Here is a 21,302-nt window from a genome sequence, read left to right on the forward strand (position 1 = left end):
TATTATTTAAAGTAACTATAAAAGATATGTTTTTATAATTTATAACGCTGACCAGCACCTGCAATTTTCAAATTTGCCAATTTAGAGACTTTAAACATCTTCTATCATTGAACTTTCATCCACAATGCCGTCATCTGCACCATCCTTATAAATACTTCTTAACATACTGTCCCGTATAAGACTTCTTAACCTTGGCAACCTCTTCTGGTGTACCCTTTGCAATAACTGTACCACCTCTGTCGCCGCCTTCTGGTCCCATATCTATAATATAATCGGCTGTTTTGATAACATCAAGATTATGCTCGATAACAACAACAGTGTTACCGCCCTCCGCAAGCTTATGAAGTATATCAACAAGCTTGTGGACGTCTGCAAAATGAAGTCCTGTTGTAGGCTCATCAAGAATGTATATAGTCTTTCCTGTACTTCTTTTTGAAAGCTCTGTAGCAAGCTTTATTCTCTGTGCCTCTCCACCTGAAAGCTCTGTAGATGGCTGTCCTAACTTAATGTATGAAAGTCCAACGTCATTAAGAGTTTCTATTTTTCTTCTGACTGATGGCACATTTTCAAAGAAATCAACTGCATCCTCAACTGTCATATCAAGTACATCATATATGCTCTTTCCCTTATACTTAACTTCAAGTGTTTCCCTGTTATAACGCTTTCCGTCACACACTTCACAAGGAACATATACATCAGGCAGGAAATGCATTTCTATCTTGATAATACCATCTCCGGAACAAGCCTCACAACGTCCTCCCTTTACATTAAAGCTGAAACGTCCTTTGTTATAACCTCTTTCCTTAGCATCTGTTGTTGAAGCAAAAAGATCCCTTATCATATCAAATACACCTGTATATGTCGCAGGATTAGAACGTGGAGTTCTTCCTATTGGCGACTGGTCAATATCTATAACCTTATCAAGCTGCTCGATTCCTGTAATATCATCATGGTCACCAGCGATACATCTTGCACGGTTTAAAGACTTAGCAAGGTGCTTATACAGAATTTCATTCACTAGGGAACTCTTTCCTGAACCCGATACACCTGTTACACATGTAAATACTCCGAGTGGTATATCAACATCAATATTTTTAAGATTATTCTCCCTTGCACCCTTAACAGTTATCCAGCCTGTCGGCTTTCTTCTCTTCGCCGGCACTGGAATCCTGATTCTTCCGCTAAGATATGCACCTGTAAGCGAATCCTTGCATGCCATAATATCAGCTGCTGTTCCTGTCGCAACAACTTCTCCTCCATTACGTCCGGCACCCGGTCCTATATCAACAATATAATCTGCGGCACGCATAGTATCTTCATCGTGTTCAACCACAATAACTGAGTTACCAAGATCACGCAAATGTATAAGTGTCCCAAGCAGCTTGTCGTTATCTCTCTGATGAAGTCCGATACTTGGCTCATCAAGTATATAAGCCACACCAACAAGTCCTGAACCTATCTGTGTCGCAAGTCTTATTCTCTGTGCCTCACCACCTGAAAGCGTACCTGTTGCTCTTGATAATGAAAGATAATCAAGTCCTACATCCATAAGAAACTGTATTCTTGCCTTAATCTCCTTAAGTATATCTGCACCGATAAACTTCTGTCTGTCTGTAAGTTCAAGCTCATCTAAGAACTTCTTTAACTTAACAATAGACATATCCGTAATCTGATATATATTCTTATCTGCTATCGTAACAGCAAGAGATGATGGCTTTAATCTCTGTCCGTGGCAGGACTTACAAGGTCTTATGCGCATGAATTCCTCATACTGCTGCTTTGCACTGTCTGAGTAAGTTTCCCTATATCTTTTCTCCATATTATGGATAAGGCCTTCAAATGCTATATCGTATTCTCCAACGCCTCTCTGGCCTTTGTAATGCACTTTAACACTTCTGCCTTTAGTACCATTTATAATCATATCCTTAATATCATCTGGATAATCCTTAAATGGTGTTGATAAACTGAAGTTATATTCCTTTGCAAGTGCACTCATAATAGCCCTTGAAAAGCTGCCCTCATCCTTTACAGACTGCCATCCCATACCAACTATAGCTCCCTCATCGATGCTTAATGAATCATCTGGTATAAGAAGCTCTGCATCAAAATTCATTGTATAACCAAGTCCGTAACAATCAGGACACGCACCAAATGGATTGTTGAACGAAAAGCTTCTTGGCTCTATCTCATCTATGCTTATGCCACAATCCGGACACGAAAAGCTCTGTGAAAAGTTAATCGGCTCACCATCTATAACATCAACTGTCATAAGTCCCTCTGCAAGCTTAAGTGCTGTTTCTATTGAGTCTGTAAGTCTTTTGTTAATTCCATCTTTAACTACAAGACGGTCAACAACAATTTCTATATTATGCTTCTTGTTCTTATCAAGATTTATCTCATCTGTAAGCTCATACATATTGCCATCAGCAATAACTCTTACATAACCACTCTTTTTAGCCTGTTCAAAAAGCTTCTTATGTTCACCTTTTCTTCCTCTTACAACTGGAGCTAATATCTGTATCTTTGTTCTTTCTGGAAGCTCCATAATAGTATCAACCATCTGGTCTACAGTCTGCTTGTTGATTACTTTGCCACACTTTGGACAATGTGGTGTACCTATTCTTGCATATAATAATCTGAAATAATCATATATCTCTGTAACAGTTCCAACTGTTGAACGTGGATTTCTGTTAGTTGACTTCTGGTCTATGGAAATAGCTGGTGAAAGTCCTTCTATGCTCTCTACCGCCGGCTTTTCCATCTGTCCTAAGAATTGCCTTGCATATGAAGATAATGACTCCATATATCTTCTCTGGCCTTCTGCATATATAGTGTCAAAGGCAAGACTTGACTTACCAGAACCAGACAGACCTGTAAGTACTACAAGACTGTCCCTTGGTATATCTACATCAATATTTTTAAGATTATGCTCACTTGCACCTCTTATTCTTATATAATTCCTGTAATCGCCTTTTTCCATATTCTATTTTCTCCGTTATTTCTTCTTTCTTAATCCTTAATCATCTCAATTACATAATGCTTTTTCTGTAAACAGCAACTGCTTTTTATAATTATGACACATACATCATATAATACTGTAATGATAATATCTGCCTGTCATTCCTGACTGCGTAATATTGCTTTTGAACTTATAGCCTCACCTTGTATAATAGCTATTAATTCTATCTGCCTGACTTCTTATCCTCATAAATATACTTATTAATCTCGATCATCTTATCACGAAGCATAGCCGCCTGTTCAAAGTCAAGCTCTGCTGCAGCCTTACGCATATTTTTCTCAATCTGCTTCTTAACCTTTTCAAGATCTTTAATGCTCATAGATTCATAATCTACATCAAGCCTTCCATTTGAATTATCTGCTTCTGCTGCCTTAGATATACTTATAAGATCTCTTACTGCCTTCTTTATAGTCTGAGGGGTTATTCCGTGTACCTCATTGTACTCCTGCTGTATCTTTCTACGTCTTTCCGTCTCAGATATAGCCTTTTCCATAGACTCTGTTATAGTATCTGCATACATAATAACGTGTCCCTCTGCATTTCTGGCAGCTCGTCCTATCGTCTGGATAAGTGAAGTCTCTGTTCTTAAGAAGCCCTCTTTATCAGCATCAAGAATAGCCACAAGACTTATCTCTGGAATATCAAGTCCCTCTCTAAGCAGATTGATACCAACAAGCACATCGAATCCGTCAAGTCGCATATCCCTTATAATCTTCTGTCGCTCTAGTGTATCAATATCCGCATGAAGATACTTAACTCTTATGCCGACTTCCTTAAGATAATCTGTGAGATCCTCTGCCATACGCTTGGTAAGTGTAGTTACAAGTATCTTATTCTTTTTCTCAACTTCCTTATTAATCTCACTTATAAGATCATCTATCTGACCCTCTATTGGTCTAACTGTTATCTCTGGATCAAGAAGTCCTGTAGGCCTTATAATCTGCTCTGCCCTCATAAGTTCGTGTTCTTCCTCATACCTGCTAGGCGTAGCAGATACAAAAAGCATCTGTGATATCTTGCTCTCAAACTCCTGAAAATTAAGCGGTCTGTTATCCTTCGCTGAAGGAAGCCTGAAGCCATAGTCTACAAGTGTCGTCTTTCTTGCCTGATCGCCTGCATACATTCCCCTTATCTGTGGAATAGTTATATGTGACTCATCGACAATAATCATAAAATCATCTGGAAAATAGTCCATAAGCGTATATGGTGGACACCCTGCCGGAAGCCCTGCTAAATGTCTTGAATAATTCTCAATACCTGAACAGAAGCCTGTTTCCTGCATCATCTCTATATCAAAGTTCGTTCGTTCTTCTATTCTCTGTGCCTCAAGAAGCTTATCCTCACTCTTAAAATACTCTATTCTCTCTGCAAGCTCTTTCTTTATATTCTCAATCGCCTTTTCCATCTTCTCTTTTTCAACAACATAATGTGAATTAGGAAATATAGCAACATGGTCAAGGTTACATTTAACCTCACCGGTAAGAGAATCAATCTCGCTTATCCTGTCTATCTCATCACCAAAGAACTCGACTCTCACAGCATCTCCACTGGAAGCTGACGGATATATCTCTACAACATCTCCCCTTACCCTGAATGTTCCTCGCTTAAAATCCTGGTCATTGCGCATATACTGTATATCTATAAGCTTTCTTATCATTTCATCCCTGTCTTTTTCCATACCTGGACGAAGTGAGATAACCATATTCTTATAATCAATAGGTGCACCTAATCCATATATACATGAAACTGAAGCAACTATGATTACATCATTTCTTTCAGACAGTGCCGCTGTTGCTGAATGTCTTAACTTATCTATCTCGTCATTAATCGAAGAATCCTTGGCTATATAAGTATCGCTCTGTGGCACATAAGCCTCCGGCTGATAATAATCATAATAAGAAACAAAATACTCTACTGCATTCTCAGGAAAGAACTCTTTCATCTCAGAGTACAGCTGTGCTGCTAATGTTTTATTATGACTGATTATAAGAGTAGGCTTCTGTACATGCTGGATAATGTTTGCCATAGTAAATGTCTTACCAGAGCCTGTAACACCGACAAGTGTCTCGAACTGATTACCCTCTTCAAATCCCTGCACAAGCTTCTCTATTGCACGGGGCTGATCTCCTGTCGGTTTATAAGGAGCGTGTAACTTGAATTCCATAACAATTCTCCCTTCGTTAATCTATAGTAAAATAGTCAACAACAATATTATTTAATAGTATTTACCTTATATATTGATTTTACTACAAATAAATGCCTTTGTCTATCAAAAACAGAACATTTGTTTCATTTTATAACAAAAATCACCTGACTGCTGATACACAACAGATTTCAACAAACTGCCAATCTGCATATCAGCCATCAGGCTTACTGTAATTTATATATTTTCCATTTGCATATATTTAATTAATCTGTGCTTCCACATTCTTAATTGCCGCATCAAGCTGGGTATCAACATCTGCATCAGTATCATATTCCACTACCATATCCGGAGTAACACCTTTTCCGTGTATATCCTGACCCTTTGGTGTAAAATACTTGGCAATTGTGAACTTTATTGCACTTCCATCTGTAAGTGGTTTAACTGTCTGCACAATTCCTTTGCCATATGTCTGGGTTCCAATTATCGTTCCTTTGCCATAATCCTGTATAGCACCTGCAAATATCTCTGAGGCACTGGCACTATTGCCATTTACAATGACTGCCAGTGGCAGATTGAACTCATCATTATCCTGACCTTTATACTCTTTTCTATTGCCCTGCTTATCCTCTGTATACACAATAAGTCCGTCAGGAAGCATATATTTAAGCATACCTACAACCGTATCAAGCAATCCACCTGGATTGTTTCTTATATCAATTACAAGTCCTTTCATACCCTGTGACTGCAAATCTTCAACAGCCGCCTTGAACTGCTTTGTTGTTACCTCCTCAAACTGTGATATCGAAAGATAACCTATATTATTATCAAGAAGTGTATATGACACTGTCTTTGCTTCAACAGCATCTCTTACCGCAGAAAATGTCAGTCGCTCAGTTCCACGAATGACCTCCAGCGTGACAGATGTACCCTTGTCGCCTTTAATAAGTGCAACGGCTGATGAAAGCTCCATATCTGTTATGTCCCTGCCATCAACATTTACAACCCTGTCGCCACTCCTGAGTCCAGCCTGATAACCTGCCCCATTATCATATACATCTACAAGAAGAACACCACCTTCACCGCTAAGCTGGCAGACTGCTCCTATGCCATAGAACTTGCCATTTGTTGACTCCTTTAAGGCTTTATATTCATCCGCTGTATAATACATGGTATACTTGTCACCATATGAACTAAGATACGCCTTGTAAATGTTATCTTTGGCGGTTTCATCATCTACATCACCAAAATAAAAGGATTCAAGCACAGAATCAATTGCATTAAGCTTGCCTTCTACCTCACTTCCAATTCCGTCTGAATCTGTGACTGCATCAGATTGTATATATACATCTCCATTAACACCTATATGAATGTAGCCTTTGGCTATACACACTGCTGCCACACTTAATATTAGAAGTATAACAGCCATAAATGCTGATACAGCACCGATAATCATTCCGCTTGCAAAGCCTTGTGATTTCTTCTTTCTTGGCGGCTGTGCATTTCTTCTTAAATCATTCATTCCATACAAATCACCAATATTTCCACGATTATCCGAAGCACTATTATTAATTCTGTTACCGGCATTGATGTCATTATCTGCATTAACATTATTAATTGCATTAATGTTATCACCAGCATTAAAATCATCACTATTGACATTATCATTTGAATAAATGTTGTTATTTTGATTGTCCATACCTATATGCCTCTGCATTTATTAATATTTATTTGCTTAAGTAGTTCCAAGGTGAAACATAACTTCCGTTATATCTTACATCAAAATGTAGATGAACTCCGTCAGAATCACCAGTTGTTCCCATAAGTGCTATCTTCTGTCCCTTAGTTACATGTGTTCCTGCACTGACAAGAAGCTTTGAAGCATGCAGATATCTTGTATACAATCCACCACCATGATTAATCATAATATAATTACCCGCTGATGAACTAAATGTCGCAATTACCACATCACCATCATACGCCGCATATATAGCATCACCCGCAACGCCTCTGTTAAGTGCACCGATATCAATTCCCTTATGCGGAGAGCTTCTGCCCTCTGTATCACCATAAGGTGAGGTTATCCTTGTTGACTCTGTAGGCCACTTGAACTTTCCACCATCATATTTTACAACATTGGCACTTCCACTATTCTCCTTGGCCTTAATCTCTGCCTCTATCTTGGCAATATATTCGTCCTGAGCCTTTATATCAGCTTCTATCTTAGCTTTATAATCCTCCTGCTGCTGCTTATTCTTCTGCAATGAAGCCATTTCACTCTTCTTGGTTGACTCAAGCAGTGAAAGTGAAGCTCTCTTATCTTCAAGCTCCTCCTGCTTGGTTACAAGTGTCTCCCTGTCCGTTTCTAACTGTGCTTTGGCGACAGTTATATAAGTAACAGTAGCATTATATTTTTCAAGCATTTCCCTGTCATACTGTGAGATTTTTGTAATATATTCCGCCTTATTAAGCATATCACCCATACTCTGGGAATTCATAAGCAATGCAAAATATGTTTCATCATTATGTTCATACATAAACTGAATTCTAAGCTTCATTGAACTATACTGTTCTTCTGCCTCTATCTCTGCCTGTGCAAGCTTTTCTTCTGTATCCGCTATCTCAGCCTCTATCTGCTCAACCTGCTCATTAACCTCATTAAGCTCACCGTCAACACTGGACATCTGTGCATCAAGCTGGGCAATATAAGCTATCATATCATCGTTCTGTGCCTTTAAGTCTTCAATTATTTTCTCTGTCTGTTCATACTGGCTCTGCAAATCTTTTTTCTTGCTGTTAGCATCATTGAGATTCTGCTTATCATCTCCATATACATCATAATATGACACTGCAAAATATGGTATTACAAGCACAAGTACCATCAACAATGGAATAAGCCTTTTTGCTAATGCTCTCCTCATACAACTCCTCCATTCAGCCAAACCATTTATAAAATGCATACAAACAGCCGCTTAACAATAGCATAACAATCTATACTGTCGGATACCATTTTTATTTTTAAATAGGACTTCCACATATCATATACAATCACATAATATAATCTTCATATATAATACATAATCATATAATTCAATGCAGCAGTCCTATGTCTGGCTAATATTATCTGCTATACATTAGCGTGCTTTCTTACAGCAAAGAAGCTTCCTAATGCACCTATTCCGATACCAAGAAGAATTCCTACTGGAACCAGTATTCTGAATACATCATTAACCGGCATAAATGCAAGAATATTCTGAAGTATCGAGAACTTATTCATAACAAAATTAATAATATTCTCATATACAAATCTAAGAATAACTATTGGAATAATTGAACCAACAAGTCCAATTACAATACCTTCTACGAAGAATGGTGCATTAACAAATGCATCTGTAGCACCTATATACTTCATAATAGAAATCTCTTCTTTACGGACAGTAATACCTATTACAATTGTGTTAGTAATAAGGAATATAGATACTGCAAGAAGAATAACTATAATTGCTATTGTTATGTAACTAACAAGTCTTGCGGCACTGGCAAGTCCACTTGCTGTTGCCTCTGAACGGTTAACCTGTCTTATACCATCAAGATTTTCAAGGTATGTTACAAGTGTAGCCTGACTTGAAGCTTCATTAAGATATATCTCATATGATGAAGAATTAGCAAGAGGATTATCATCCTTGAAACCTTCTGCAAGTTCTGGGTAATCTTTAAAATACTCAGCCTTGTAATTCTCCCACGCTTCATCAGCTGATGTATAATGAATTCTTGACACTTCATTACGCTGGCTTATCGTATCGCCAAGCTTCTTAATATCTGCGTCTGTAAGTCCTTCATCGAAAAATACTGTTACGCATACTTCATTCTCAGCCTTATGAATCATATACTGAAAATTGGATACAAGTGCATAGAATACACCAAAAAGGAATATACACGCTGTAATTGTTGCTATAGACGCAAGAGAGAACAATCTATTACGATAGATGTTCTTTAATCCGTCTTTAATATGATAAAATAACGATCTAATCTTCATAGAAATAACCACCTTTTTCCAAATCACTGATAATCTTGCCTTCGCTCATAGTAATAGTTCTCTTCTTCATCTGCTGAACTATCTCCATATTATGAGTAACAACAAGTACTGTTGTTCCCTGCTTGTTAACCTGATCTAATATCTTCATAATCTCATTAGAATTAGCTGGGTCAAGGTTACCTGTAGGCTCATCGCACAATAATATAGCTGGCTTATTAACCAGTGCTCTGGCTATGGCAACTCTCTGCTGTTCACCACCTGATAACTCATTAGGAAATGACTTATACTTATCAAGAAGTCCTACCATTGAAAGCATAGCAAGAACCCTGCTCTTAATCTTCTTATTAGGAGCTTCGACAACTTTCTGTGCAAATGCAATATTATCGTATATATTACGATCTGGTAAAAGTCTGAAATCCTGAAATACAACACCGATATCTCTTCTAAGATATGGTAACTTCTTTCTTGTAAGTTTATTAAGGTACTTTTTATTAACGTATATCTTACCCGATGTTGGGTCAAGTTCCTTAAGAAGAAGCTTTATAAGAGTTGACTTACCTGAACCACTCTTACCTACTATAAACACGAATTCTCCTTTCTGAACGTGAAGATTAATTCCGTTCAAAGCAGGAACTCCAGATGTATACGTTTTGGTAACATCTTCCATTATAATCATTATTAATATTCCTCCAAATTAGTATGTATCTTTACTTTCCATATATTTCATATATTTAACTACCATAAGTGCAATCTTAAATGTTATGGCATCATCAAACACTCTCAAATCAAGGCCTGTAGTCTTCTGAAGCTTATCTAGTCTGTATACAAGAGTATTTCTGTGGATATATAACTGTCTTGATGTCTCTGATACATTAAGGCTGTTATCAAAGAACTTGTTAATTGTTGATAATGTCTCCTCATCTAAATCATCAGGTGACTTTCCGTCAAATATCTCTCTTATGAACATCTGACAAAGTGGAAGTGGAAGCTGATATATTAAACGTCCAATACCAAGTCTGTTATATGCAACAACATTCTTGTCACTATAGAATATCTTGCCTACATCAAGAGCCATATTAGCTTCCTTGTAAGAACGTGATACTTCTCTTATATCATTAACAATAGTACCATAAGCAATATGAGCAGAACTCATAGCCTCTGTATTTAACATATCTATAATAACTTCTGCTGTCTTATCAAGGTCTTCGTAAGTTTCATTACTCTTAACCTCTCTGACAAGTATTATACTCTTCTCGTCAACTGCTGTGATAAAATCCCTTGTTCTTGAAGCAAATAAAGTTCTTATTGTCTCTAATGCATTAATATCTTTCTCGTGCTTAGTCTCAATAATATATACAACTCTCTTTACATCCGTATCAATATGAAGCTTCTCAGCTCTTGTATACATATCAACCCTTAGAAGATTATCAAGAAGAAGATTCTTTATAAAGTTATCCTTATCAAATCTTTCCTTATAAGCAACTAAAAGATTCTGTATCTGAAATGCTGCAAGCTTTCCTAACATAAATACATCATCAGTTGTTCCCTTAGCCAATATTATATACTCAAGATTGCCATCTTCAACAACCTTAAAGAACTGATATCCATTAACCACCTGACTATCTGCTGGTGAATCTATAAATACAAGTGCATCTGCTGTACATTCAGCAACATTATCAAATGTCTTAGCTACAACCTTGCCCTCTGCATCAATAACACATAAATCAACTCGTGATATTTCTTTTAACCCATCAACGGTTGTCTGTAAAATCTGATTTGAAATCATATTATACTCCATTCCTTCGCATCTTTTTGACATTTACTATATCATTGTAAAGCAAAATGACAAAAAAAAAAAGAGGAAATGTATAGAAATTATACACTTCCTCTAAATTTTATAAAATAATTATATTTGAATAATACAAATATCTAATTATGTATAGTAATTAGTGAGTAATTACCATTTCTGTTTCCTTATCAAATACATGAAGTCTTGCAACATCCATAGCGAATTCAACTTCATCACCTGGACGAGCTGTTGTTCTAGGATTAACCTTAGCTGTACATGTAACATCACCGATTTCATAGTGAAGGTTAACTTCAGCACCAAGTAATTCATATACTCTGATTGTTGACTTAAACTTAGTATCCTGATGAGCAGCGATAAATTCTGGATCATCTTTAACGTCTTCTGGACGGATACCAACTACAACTGTCTTTCCAACATAACCTTCATCGATAAGCTTCTTGCTCTTTTCAGCTGGAAGTTTGATAGTAACTTCTTCGCTCATCTTAAGAACTGCCTGTGAACCTTCCTGAGCTACTGTAGCGTCGATAAGATTCATCTGAGGTGAACCAATGAAACCAGCAACGAAAATGTTGTTAGGTGTATTGTAAAGGTTCTGAGGTGTATCTACCTGCTGTATAATACCATCCTTAAGAACTACGATTCTTGTACCAAGTGTCATAGCCTCTGTCTGGTCATGTGTAACGTAGATGATTGTTGTCTGTAATCTCTTATGAAGCTTAGAAATCTCAACACGCATCTGAACTCTTAACTTAGCATCAAGATTTGAAAGAGGCTCATCCATAAGGAATACCTTAGGACTACGAACGATAGCACGTCCCATAGCAACTCTCTGTCTCTGACCACCTGAAAGAGCCTTTGGCTTACGATCAAGTAAGTGCTCGATATCAAGAATCTTAGCAGCTTCATGAACTGACTTATCTATTTCATCCTTAGGTACCTTTCTTAACTTAAGACCAAATGCCATATTGTCATATACTGACATATGTGGATATAACGCATAATTCTGGAATACCATAGCGATATCTCTATCCTTAGGCTCTACATCATTAACGAGCTTGTCTCCGATCCATAATTCACCAGAACTGATTTCTTCAAGACCAGCGATCATACGAAGAGTTGTAGACTTACCACAACCAGATGGTCCTACGAAGATAATAAATTCCTGATCTGCGATTTCAAGGTTGAAATCTTTAACAGCTACAAAGCCGTTAGGATATACTTTACAAACATTTTTAAGTGATAAACTTGCCATTGAAAACTTTCCTCCTAAAATATAAAAAGCGTATGCACGCTTTCTGATACTGCTTATTCTACACTAAATGCCTGTCCTTGGCTATATGGTAATTAGCCAAATATCGCAGTTGCTTTTTTATCACTTTTACCATAATTATTAAATTGATGTGTATTTTGCACAAATTTACTCAATCAATCTTCACTAACATCACCAAAACTCTTAACTTTCATATGCCATCTTATAATAAATTCAGCTATAAAAGTTGTTATAACAATCGCCAGAATTGCATACATCGTAACCCTTATTCCAAATACAAACGCCCCTGCTATTATTATAAGAGCATCAATTATATTCATAATTACAACCACACTTAAATATCTGCTTCTTTCAACAATCAGACCAGCAAGCAGATCCGTTCCCCCCGTCGTAATCTCAGTCCTTAATACCATTCCAATACCAACACCTGCCATTATGCCTCCAATTATGGCAGTCTTTAAATAACTTACATCTACTCTTGTATCCGCTGGAAGTACTGCCATAAAAAATGTAAGCAGCACATCAGCAGCAAGCGTATCTTTAATATAATCTATGCCTTTTTTGCAGTATGCCCATATGAATAAAGGAATATCAAGCATAATATTAGTGAGCCATATCGGTATGCCAGATTGTGGAAGCCACCCCGACTTCCAGCTTTCCTTTGCAATTAATGACAATCTTCTTATTATGATACTTATTCCTGATATTCCGCCTGTAACCATTCCAGCAGAATCATATATGCTTTTATATGCAATTGCCATAAGAAATGTTCCTGTGATTATATATATCCATTTTAAATAAATATTTTTAATATTCTCTTTTATTATCATTATCCATATTTCCTGGTCTATGTCTTATTATCTTTATTATCCAGCCTCCCTGCTTATTGTCCTGTTACTATTTTTTGCAGTATCTTTATATATATTCAGCTATTTACCCTTGCATTATGGCTGTTATGTGCTTATAATTATATTAATCTATTAATTATTCCAAAGAAGAGAGGATTTATATATGGACATAGCTGAATTATCTACTAACTTAAGTACAATCAATGTAGTGAATGATGTTCAGGTTGCTGTGCTCAGACAATCTCTTGACACTCTTGAGACATCAGGAGATAGTCTTACTAAGATGATGGAAGCATCTGTTAATCCTGAATTAGGACAGAATATTGATATTCGTATATAACGGAATATTTCTTACTCCTTTTATCTGATACATTAAACCAATAATACGCCGTCAATTATCTTTATTGATAACTGACGGCGTATTATTCTGCATACGAATTATGCTCATTATTAATTATCTTAACTCATTGAATTTCTCAATTAAAATATTTCACTTGCAATCATATATATAACAACTGCAATAACTGTAATGATTGCCGGAACTGTCATAATCCTCTGCTGCGGAACTGACTGTTCTGACGCAGCATTTTCTTGCACTCTGAAAGATTTCACATCATTAACGATATATTCCCATCTTCCATTATGCTGTGCCATTTTCTTAATGCACAGATACACAAGCGACATAAATCCAATCGATACTCCAAGAAGCATAGCAAGTGTCAGTAACATAGAAATTGACGAACTCTGTACTACTGTTTCACCAGCCGCTTCCTGCATTGTATCATAAGTACCTGTAATCTTAAGAAGCTGTATAATCGTAATTGAATAAGTATTAATCGCAAAATGTGCAAGCACTGATGACCATATAGAACCTGTAGCCTCTACCAAAAACGCAAATACAACACCAATGACAAACGCATAACAGAACTGGTTAATATTAAGGTGGAATAATCCAAACACAAGACCACTCATAAGAGCTCCCTTTAATACTCCGCATTTTCTATACGTTCCATAAAACAAGCCTCTGAATATGAATTCTTCAACAAATGCTGGTATAACTGCCATAAGTATAATCTGTACCACAAATGGATATGTTAGCAACGTCTGTGATGCCGCCTCAAGATAATTCTTTGAAAAAAGCATTGAAACGTTGTTAATAAACAGCACCATAGGTATCATCATATAACCCGCAAGTACAGAAACAATTACATCTTTAAATGCAATTATATGATATTGCATATCTCGCTTTATGCTTATTCCCATAACAGCAATATATATAAGCCCTATTACAATAATGACTGTCTCGCTGATAACGTAAGACACCCAGCCTGGTATATGAATACCCAGCTGATTAATTGCCACAACCATCAGCAATGATACTAATGATGAAAGAAATACATACGAAACAATCAATACCGGCATAAAACAATTAATCTTTTTTACTTCCATGCGATAGCTTCCACTTCAAGTAATACATCTTTAGGAAGTCTTGCAACTTCTACACAAGAACGAGCTGGAAATGGTTCTTTGAAGTACTTCTTATAGATTTCATTAATCTTTCCAAAATCATTCATTTCTTTAATAAATACTGTTGTCTTTACAATATTCTCAACCTTTGAACCTGACTCTTCTACAAGATTGCAAAGATTTTTAAAAGCCTGTTCTGCCTGAGCCTCTACTCCGCCCTCAGCAATTTCTCCTGTTGCTGGAATAACCGGAATAACACCTGATGTATACACCATTCCATTAATCTCAATAGCCTGTGAGTATGGTCCAATTGCACTTGGAGCTTTGTCTGTACTAATAACTTTCTGCATATTATCCTCCTTCTAATGCCTTCGCATATATATAAGTTGATGTGTAACTGTGCATATCTAATCTGAAATTACACATATATCATTCACATCAGGTTAAATTGTATAACAATAGTTATCTTTATTCAAGAAATATTGTTTTAGAACTATTATTATTTTCATTTTAGAACAATTATTATTTTAAAACTATTGAATTCTCTGTAATAACAACCTTTTCCTGCTTTAAAAGTCTTCCTACTGCTCTCTTAAAAGCATTCTTGCTCATATTAAAATACTTCTTTATAACCTCCGGGTCTGCCTTATCTGTAAATCCAAGGCTTCCGCCAAGTTCAACTATCTTATTATAGATAAGTGTTGAATCTTCGTCCATCTGTATATAAGCTTTCTGATGTATACTTATTGTTATTTTATTATCTTCCCTTACCTTTATAACTCTTCCGTGGACTACATCTCCGATTTTGATATCATCTGACATTTCATTTCTTGTTATAAATCCGTAGTATTTATCATCAATAGCCACATATATTCCGTGTTCTGGCTTAATTCCAATAACAGTTCCTGATACAGCGCTATCCTTTACATACTTATCTGTAGTCTGAAGATATCTGCTTACCTTCATTGTTGCTGCAAGTCTGTTGCTCCTGTCTATATATAAAGCTACAAGGTATTCATCACCCATATTAACGTGTGTTGTCTGTTCCCTGTAAGGAAGCAGTAAATTCTTCTCAAGTCCCCAGTCAAGAAATGCACCTATACTGCTTACCTCTGACACTTTAAGTCTTGCAAGTCCGCCTAACTCAATCTTAGGTGTGTTAGTTGTAGCTATAAGCCTGTCGCTTGAATCCCTGTATACAAATACCGTAAGTGCATCTCCTATCTCTATATCTTCAGGCACCTGCTTCTTTGGAAGAAGCACCTTATCATCTTCTGTCCCAAGATATACACCGAAATCAGTCTTCTTTATTATATTAAGACATTGTGTTTTACCCAATTGTATCATAACTGCCTCCTTTAATTATTATAACCCCCGATGAATACTTTTCTGACAGCCGCAGTGCAAACCTGCCCGAAAGTATATTCAATAAAAAATTCTATAGGAATTTCCTGTTAAACAAAAAACCCTCGCAATAAATGCGAGGGTACAAGCTGGGCTTGAGGGATTCGAACCCCCGAAATGCTGGAATCAGAATCCAGTGCCTTACCACTTGGCGAAAGCCCATTGTCGTGACAACAAAATGAATTATATACTAGTATTTTACAAAATGCAAGTGTTTTTTTTAATTTTTTTAAAAATTTTGAATTTTTTTATCTGTGATTAAATTAAGTGCCTTAAAAAGCATATAATAACGCCTTTAACGCCTTACAATCCGTACCGTTCCATCTGTGTCAGTTCCAAGATTTGGAGAATCTACAAAGAACTTATATTGTTCAAGAACTTCATCTTTCTTCATATCTGTAAGCGCTTTACTAACATTAATATCTTCATAATCCCTAGTCGCACCCTCAAGATTGAATTCATTCCCTTTCTTGAAGTCAAATGTAAAATTCTTAGGATCAGAATGTCTTGGTGTTTTATCAGCTTCCTTAACCTGTTCGTCATCTGCATATACATCATCTACAGACTTATCACTGGCAGCTTCTGCATTATCAAGCTTTGAATTAATGCCGGATGACGAAACATTAGTGTCTGTATCCTGATTATCTTTTATAACAGTTATGTCATTATTATAATTAACACTTTTAATACTATAACTTCCTGCTCCTATAACAGTCATAACCAGACCCCTTTCCTAATCATTTTTTACTACATACGATTGATATATCGGGCAAGCTTTATACTTTGTTAACCCATGATTATAGGAAATCCCTCTTTATATTCTTTAATAATAAATGGATTTTCCTTTGCATAATTATATATAACCTCACCTAAGCCGTTATTCACAAGCTCTTTTAACTCCTCTGACGGCTCTCTTCCTATCGAAGGACAAGTTGGTGTAAGTGCTATTACAAGCCTGTCGCCTTTTCTCATTATTCTAAGAGGCCATATCTTACAATCAAATGGTTTGTCCTCTTGTGAAAGAATACATCCCTTATGTTCATCAAGGTAATCACAAGCTGCTTCTTCCTCACTATCCTGTGTACAATATTTGTGTAAAAGCTTCATCTGCCCATACTCTCCCTGCATCTGAAAATCTGATTTGACACCATATTCATTATCCTTTGATAATTTTTCACACTCATTTTTAGGAAATAAAGGTGTTTCCCAAAGACTGCACCTTCTAAACGAACAGCAAAAACGGCATTTTGCACAAGTTTCTTTTGATAATACCTTTGACAGCATATTGTATATTACTCCTTATTCTTACGCATATATTATTCTACACGCATTTTATTTCACTCTCACACCATATTTTTTAAGCATAAACTTAGGATGATATGACTCCTTCGCCTTTCTTAAACCTGGTATGTTAATATCTTCTTCCCTGTTAATAAATTTAACATCTTTAAGCGTTGAAGCATACATCTGGTTAATTGCGGCAAATCCACCATTAACAGCATATTCCCCGACTGCCTTCTCAAAATGTATATCGACCGCAGCATCATTAATATATGATGCTATTGTCATAGCCACAGGAACATTATTCGCATAAATAATTCCACCAGAAAGCGATAATTCTTCAAAATTATCAACTGCTTCCCTTATTGCCTCATATTCCTTCATTGCAGAAGTGTCGTCCTGCTGTAAGCGGTCATAATACCACTCTTCTTCTATAATCATAACATCATCAAGATTACCATTTCCTATTTCACAGAACATATAATCCTCATATGTCCTTTTAAATTTGGAAACGTGGTTCTTCTTCTTATGATATATTCTTCCGCTAAGCAGTGAAAGTTCTGGCTGTCCATATATGTAATCATAATCGCCTGCATCTGACGAACTCTCTGTCCTGCCTGCAAATGTATTCTCTAATATTTCTTTCTGTTCCTCTGTCACAAAACAGAACTCCAATGGTCTGTTCATTTCCTTAGCATCCTGCTCTATTGCATAAAGCGCGGATAACACATCTTTTCTTCCCAATGGAAAGGTATACCCTTTTCTATTGCCAAGCCCCTCATAATATCTTATGAGTAAATCCTTATAATATGTCACTTTTATATTATATTTGCTTCTTAACAGGTATATATTGGCAAATGCCGCGTCACTCCCTATATATTGTGACTCTTTTACGCACTTTTCTATCCATTCTTTATCACTAAGCTTTGGAGTATTCCAATCTAACATACACATCTCCATTTCTAAAGCACATAGGGCTTATGATAATTATCTGACATTCTAGCACACACATTTATAATAAACAACTATTCCCCATATAAATTATGTGTTAAACCTCTGTAAAATCCCCCTAAAATTAACTTTTCTTTTTTTATTTGACATATACCATATTGTATATCACACTATACTTATAGTATATAAAATAGTATATTTCCTGCTATATTACATACCATTAGATAGTACAGTTTAGTGTCATATCAACAGCCAATTTTTGATAATAACGGAAAGCTTACTTTGTCAAGCTTTCCATTATCTGTTTTTTAATACAATTTTTATTGAAATAATCTACCTAAAATATTATATTGTATTGAAAGACTATATCGAAAGGAGATGTCTTTTCCTTAAAGACACAGAATATGAACAAAAAAAATATTATTTTAATTCTTGTAGGAATATTAATTATTTCTATGCGTTTCAACGTAACATTTGGTCATATTAATATTGATGTAACTAATGACTGCGTTGGTTTTCTCTTAATTATAATTGGCGTACTTCCAATGATTAACCGTAACTCCAGATTCAAGAAATCCGGCATTGTTGCTATTGTCGGCTTTATTGCTTCTGTCATCGCACAAGTCATCAACTTTATTGACTGGCAGGAAGCCGCTGGCTCAATGCTTACTATTTCACTTGGAATAACTGTAATATTTGCAATCTATTTTACTTATTATTTTACAGAAGCACTTATTATGGAATCTAATATTCAGGAGAAATCTGCTGTAACACGTAATTATCAAATGACCTGGCTTATTTTATCGGCTGCTGTATTTGCACATTTTATGATATTTGGTTCAACAATTTCTTTATATTCAATACTTGTTGAAGCTCTCGTTGGAATATGTGCTTTATACTACTGCTTCACAGTTTACAGCTCAAGCAAACAGCTTTATGAAGATTAATTTTATGAATATTAATAATACATTTTTAACAAATTCACTATGCACTAGAAGCGTGCGCAGAAATGAGGCTTAATTATGAAAAAACTCGAAATAATTATACGTCCAGAAAGACTTGACGATTTAAAGGTAATTCTTAACAATAACAACGCTCACGGGCTTATGATTACTAATATAATGGGTTACGGAAGCCAGAAAGGACATAAGCAGGTATACAACGGCGTTGACTTCGGCGGCAACCTGCTGCCTAAAGTAAAGGTTGAATCTATTGTATCTGATGAAACCTACGAACAAATCATTGACCAGATTATCGAAGAAATCAACACTGGTGTATATGGCGATGGCAAAATCTTCGTCTATGAAGTAACTGATGCCATTCGTATTCGTACTGGCGAACGTGGAGAAGATGCTCTTTAGGACTGTCCTGACTATAATAAATAAGAGCTGAAAGCATACCTCCAGCTCTTATTTATTATAGAAGTTTGAATTTACAAACTTTTTTCATAATCTCGAAAGTTCACTATTCACTTTCCTTCTTTATCATTCCCTACTATGCCTTCCGTTACTTTATCCATAAAATCGTCCAGCATTGTGTCCATCTTATCTTTAATATAGTCATAATTGATTGTATCTGATAATTTTAGACTTTCTAACTTTTTAACTTCTCTTTCTACCATTTCCTGACAACCCTTATTAGTATGCTGCCACGATGACTGCATTCTATCATTTTCATAACTAAGATATCCTGTTGTATATGGCAAATCTGAACCACCATGAGTTCGTTGTTCATCATATTGCTCAATCACACATTTTAAAGTCACCTTAGCTTCTACATAATAAGATGGGTCTTCTTGTATTTTCTTAATTACACTCACATCTATAAATACATTCTTTTTACTCGGATTTCCAAAGTCTTTTCCTATTCGTGTATCAACATTATTAAAAAATAGATTTTCTTCATCGCTTCTATCCTCCAATATGTAATTAGCTTCTGGAAATTCTGAACATAACATTTCATATATTGTCATTATGTCATTGTTTCCTGCTGTTGAATTTATCTCTACACTATCTGTTTTCTGCTGGTAGATTTTATCAAATCCCAGCTCACTATTAGTTTTACTATTACTAATTCCACTGTAACTAGTCAATGTATTAAAACTGCCTATTCCGCCTACTGACATAATACCACTCCTTTTACTTATAATTATTATAATTATAATAATCTTGTACATTATTTGTGTAATGTGCATATATTGGCTGTGTATATGGAACAGAATATACATCTCCACAACGACTACACATAAATGCTGCTATTAAACTCTTTAATACTCTCTTTTTCATAATTTTTTACCTCTCTTCTTTATCCTTCCCTACTATACCTTCTGTTACCTCATCCATAAAATCATCAAGCATTGTGTCTATTTTATCTTTTACATAATCATAATTAATTGTATCTGACAATTTAGGATTTTGTAACTTTTTAACCTCTCTTTCTACCATTTTCTGACAACTTCCAACATCGTTAGTATATGATACCTGCATTCTGTCATTCTCAAAATTAAGATTTCCTGTTGTATATGGTAAATTCAAACCTTCGTGTATTCTTTTTTCATCATAATGTTCAAACAGATGTTCTAGCGCCCTCTTTGCTTCTACATAATAAGACGGGTCTTCTTGTATTTTCTTAATTACACTCACATCTATAAATACATTCTTTTTACTCGGATTTCCAAAATCTTTTCCTATTCGTGTATCAACATTATTAAAAAATAGATTTTCTTCATCACTTCTATCTTCCAATATGTAATTAGCTTCTGGAAATTCTGAACATAACATTTCATATATTGTCATTATGTCATTGTTTCCTGCTGTTGAATTTATCTCTACACTATCTGTTTTCTGCTGGTAGATTTTATCAAATCTCAGCTCACTATTAGCTTTACTGCTATTAACTCCACTGTAACTAGTCAATGCACTAAAACTGCCTATTCCACCTACTGCCATAATACCACTCCTTTTACTTATAATTATTATAATTATAATAATCTTGTACATTATTTGTGTAATGTGCATATATTGGCTGTGTATATGGAACAGAATATACATCTCCACAACGACTACACATAAAA

The 21,302-nt window shown here is 35.7% G+C and carries 21 protein-coding genes and 1 tRNA gene; 3 read left to right on the forward strand and 19 right to left on the reverse strand.

Annotation, left to right across the window (positions count from 1 at the left end):
- Positions 1–145: 145 nt before the first annotated feature.
- The 9 genes from uvrA to C7390_RS09795 all read right to left on the reverse strand — a co-directional run bounded on the left by uvrA (position 146) and on the right by C7390_RS09795 (position 13,108).
- Positions 146–2,980: an excinuclease ABC subunit UvrA gene (uvrA, locus tag C7390_RS09755; protein WP_116444123.1), complete on the reverse strand. Its 2,835-nt coding sequence runs from the start codon at positions 2,978–2,980 to the stop codon at positions 146–148.
- A gap of 202 nt (positions 2,981–3,182) precedes the next feature.
- Positions 3,183–5,183, reverse strand: coding sequence for an excinuclease ABC subunit UvrB (gene uvrB, locus C7390_RS09760; RefSeq protein ID WP_022501247.1), 2,001 nt, complete (start codon positions 5,181–5,183; stop codon positions 3,183–3,185).
- Positions 5,184–5,424: 241 nt separating this feature from the next.
- On the reverse strand, positions 5,425–6,861 hold the full coding sequence (locus tag C7390_RS09765) for a S41 family peptidase (protein WP_242854078.1): 1,437 nt from the start codon (positions 6,859–6,861) through the stop codon (positions 5,425–5,427).
- A 28-nt stretch (positions 6,862–6,889) separates the two neighbouring features.
- On the reverse strand, positions 6,890–8,083 hold the full coding sequence (locus tag C7390_RS09770; protein ID WP_318295654.1) for a murein hydrolase activator EnvC family protein: 1,194 nt from the start codon (positions 8,081–8,083) through the stop codon (positions 6,890–6,892).
- A gap of 206 nt (positions 8,084–8,289) precedes the next feature.
- On the reverse strand, positions 8,290–9,198 hold the full coding sequence (gene ftsX, locus C7390_RS09775; protein WP_022501244.1) for a permease-like cell division protein FtsX: 909 nt from the start codon (positions 9,196–9,198) through the stop codon (positions 8,290–8,292).
- Positions 9,188–9,874, reverse strand: a complete 687-nt coding sequence (ftsE, locus tag C7390_RS09780; protein WP_022501243.1) for a cell division ATP-binding protein FtsE — start codon at positions 9,872–9,874, stop codon at positions 9,188–9,190. Before ftsE ends, ftsX begins: the two co-directional genes overlap by 11 nt.
- A gap of 18 nt (positions 9,875–9,892) precedes the next feature.
- The gene (locus C7390_RS09785; RefSeq protein ID WP_022501242.1) at positions 9,893–10,984 is read right to left on the reverse strand and encodes a PucR family transcriptional regulator; all 1,092 of its coding nucleotides are present in this window, start codon (positions 10,982–10,984) and stop codon (positions 9,893–9,895) included.
- A 160-nt stretch (positions 10,985–11,144) separates the two neighbouring features.
- Complete coding sequence (locus C7390_RS09790) at positions 11,145–12,260, reverse strand: ABC transporter ATP-binding protein (RefSeq protein ID WP_116444125.1); 1,116 nt, start codon at positions 12,258–12,260, stop codon at positions 11,145–11,147.
- Between the two features lie 173 nt (positions 12,261–12,433).
- A complete protein-coding gene (locus C7390_RS09795) occupies positions 12,434–13,108 on the reverse strand; it encodes a YitT family protein (RefSeq protein ID WP_116444126.1) in 675 nt (224 codons plus the stop codon).
- A gap of 181 nt (positions 13,109–13,289) precedes the next feature.
- Here C7390_RS09795 and C7390_RS09800 point away from each other — a divergent pair, with 181 nt between their 5' ends.
- The gene (locus tag C7390_RS09800; protein WP_116444127.1) at positions 13,290–13,466 is read left to right on the forward strand and encodes a YjfB family protein; all 177 of its coding nucleotides are present in this window, start codon (positions 13,290–13,292) and stop codon (positions 13,464–13,466) included.
- Between the two features lie 140 nt (positions 13,467–13,606).
- Here C7390_RS09800 and C7390_RS09805 read toward each other — a convergent pair whose 3' ends face one another.
- From C7390_RS09805 to C7390_RS09835, 7 genes are all read right to left on the reverse strand, one after another.
- On the reverse strand, positions 13,607–14,575 hold the full coding sequence (locus tag C7390_RS09805) for a CPBP family intramembrane glutamic endopeptidase (RefSeq protein ID WP_116444128.1): 969 nt from the start codon (positions 14,573–14,575) through the stop codon (positions 13,607–13,609).
- Positions 14,566–14,943 carry a RidA family protein gene (locus C7390_RS09810; protein WP_022501237.1) on the reverse strand — a complete coding sequence of 126 codons (378 nt, stop codon included), beginning with the start codon at positions 14,941–14,943 and terminating at the stop codon, positions 14,566–14,568. Before C7390_RS09810 ends, C7390_RS09805 begins: the two co-directional genes overlap by 10 nt.
- A gap of 172 nt (positions 14,944–15,115) precedes the next feature.
- Entirely contained in the window at positions 15,116–15,940 is an 825-nt protein-coding gene (locus C7390_RS09815) for a CvfB family protein (protein WP_022501236.1), read from the reverse strand.
- Positions 15,941–16,086: 146 nt separating this feature from the next.
- Positions 16,087–16,159: transfer RNA gene (locus C7390_RS09820), tRNA-Gln, on the reverse strand.
- A gap of 133 nt (positions 16,160–16,292) precedes the next feature.
- Complete coding sequence (locus C7390_RS09825) at positions 16,293–16,715, reverse strand: hypothetical protein (protein ID WP_055173928.1); 423 nt, start codon at positions 16,713–16,715, stop codon at positions 16,293–16,295.
- Between the two features lie 68 nt (positions 16,716–16,783).
- Positions 16,784–17,281: a hypothetical protein gene (locus C7390_RS09830; protein WP_022501234.1), complete on the reverse strand. Its 498-nt coding sequence runs from the start codon at positions 17,279–17,281 to the stop codon at positions 16,784–16,786.
- 48 nt (positions 17,282–17,329) lie between these two features.
- On the reverse strand, positions 17,330–18,226 hold the full coding sequence (locus tag C7390_RS09835; protein WP_318295655.1) for a DUF2156 domain-containing protein: 897 nt from the start codon (positions 18,224–18,226) through the stop codon (positions 17,330–17,332).
- A gap of 407 nt (positions 18,227–18,633) precedes the next feature.
- Between C7390_RS09835 and C7390_RS09840 the strand changes: the two genes are divergently transcribed.
- Together C7390_RS09840 and C7390_RS09845 are read left to right on the forward strand one after the other, a co-directional pair.
- A complete protein-coding gene (locus C7390_RS09840; RefSeq protein WP_090141072.1) occupies positions 18,634–19,176 on the forward strand; it encodes a hypothetical protein in 543 nt (180 codons plus the stop codon).
- A gap of 75 nt (positions 19,177–19,251) precedes the next feature.
- Complete coding sequence (locus tag C7390_RS09845; RefSeq protein ID WP_022501231.1) at positions 19,252–19,590, forward strand: P-II family nitrogen regulator; 339 nt, start codon at positions 19,252–19,254, stop codon at positions 19,588–19,590.
- A gap of 107 nt (positions 19,591–19,697) precedes the next feature.
- Here the strand turns inward: C7390_RS09845 and C7390_RS09850 are convergent, their stop codons facing one another.
- From C7390_RS09850 to C7390_RS09855, 3 genes are read right to left on the reverse strand one after another with little or no spacing between them, the layout of a single operon-like run.
- Positions 19,698–20,354 carry a hypothetical protein gene (locus C7390_RS09850; RefSeq protein ID WP_116444130.1) on the reverse strand — a complete coding sequence of 219 codons (657 nt, stop codon included), beginning with the start codon at positions 20,352–20,354 and terminating at the stop codon, positions 19,698–19,700.
- Between the two features lie 13 nt (positions 20,355–20,367).
- Positions 20,368–20,514, reverse strand: coding sequence for a hypothetical protein (locus C7390_RS13780; protein WP_318295656.1), 147 nt, complete (start codon positions 20,512–20,514; stop codon positions 20,368–20,370).
- A 6-nt stretch (positions 20,515–20,520) separates the two neighbouring features.
- Positions 20,521–21,177 carry a hypothetical protein gene (locus tag C7390_RS09855; RefSeq protein WP_318295657.1) on the reverse strand — a complete coding sequence of 219 codons (657 nt, stop codon included), beginning with the start codon at positions 21,175–21,177 and terminating at the stop codon, positions 20,521–20,523.
- Positions 21,178–21,302: the final 125 nt, after the last annotated feature.

Origin of the sequence: Bacteroides galacturonicus (assembly GCF_003096855.1) — a bacterium.
Classification (GTDB): domain Bacteria; phylum Bacillota; class Clostridia; order Lachnospirales; family Lachnospiraceae; genus Lachnospira; species Lachnospira rogosae.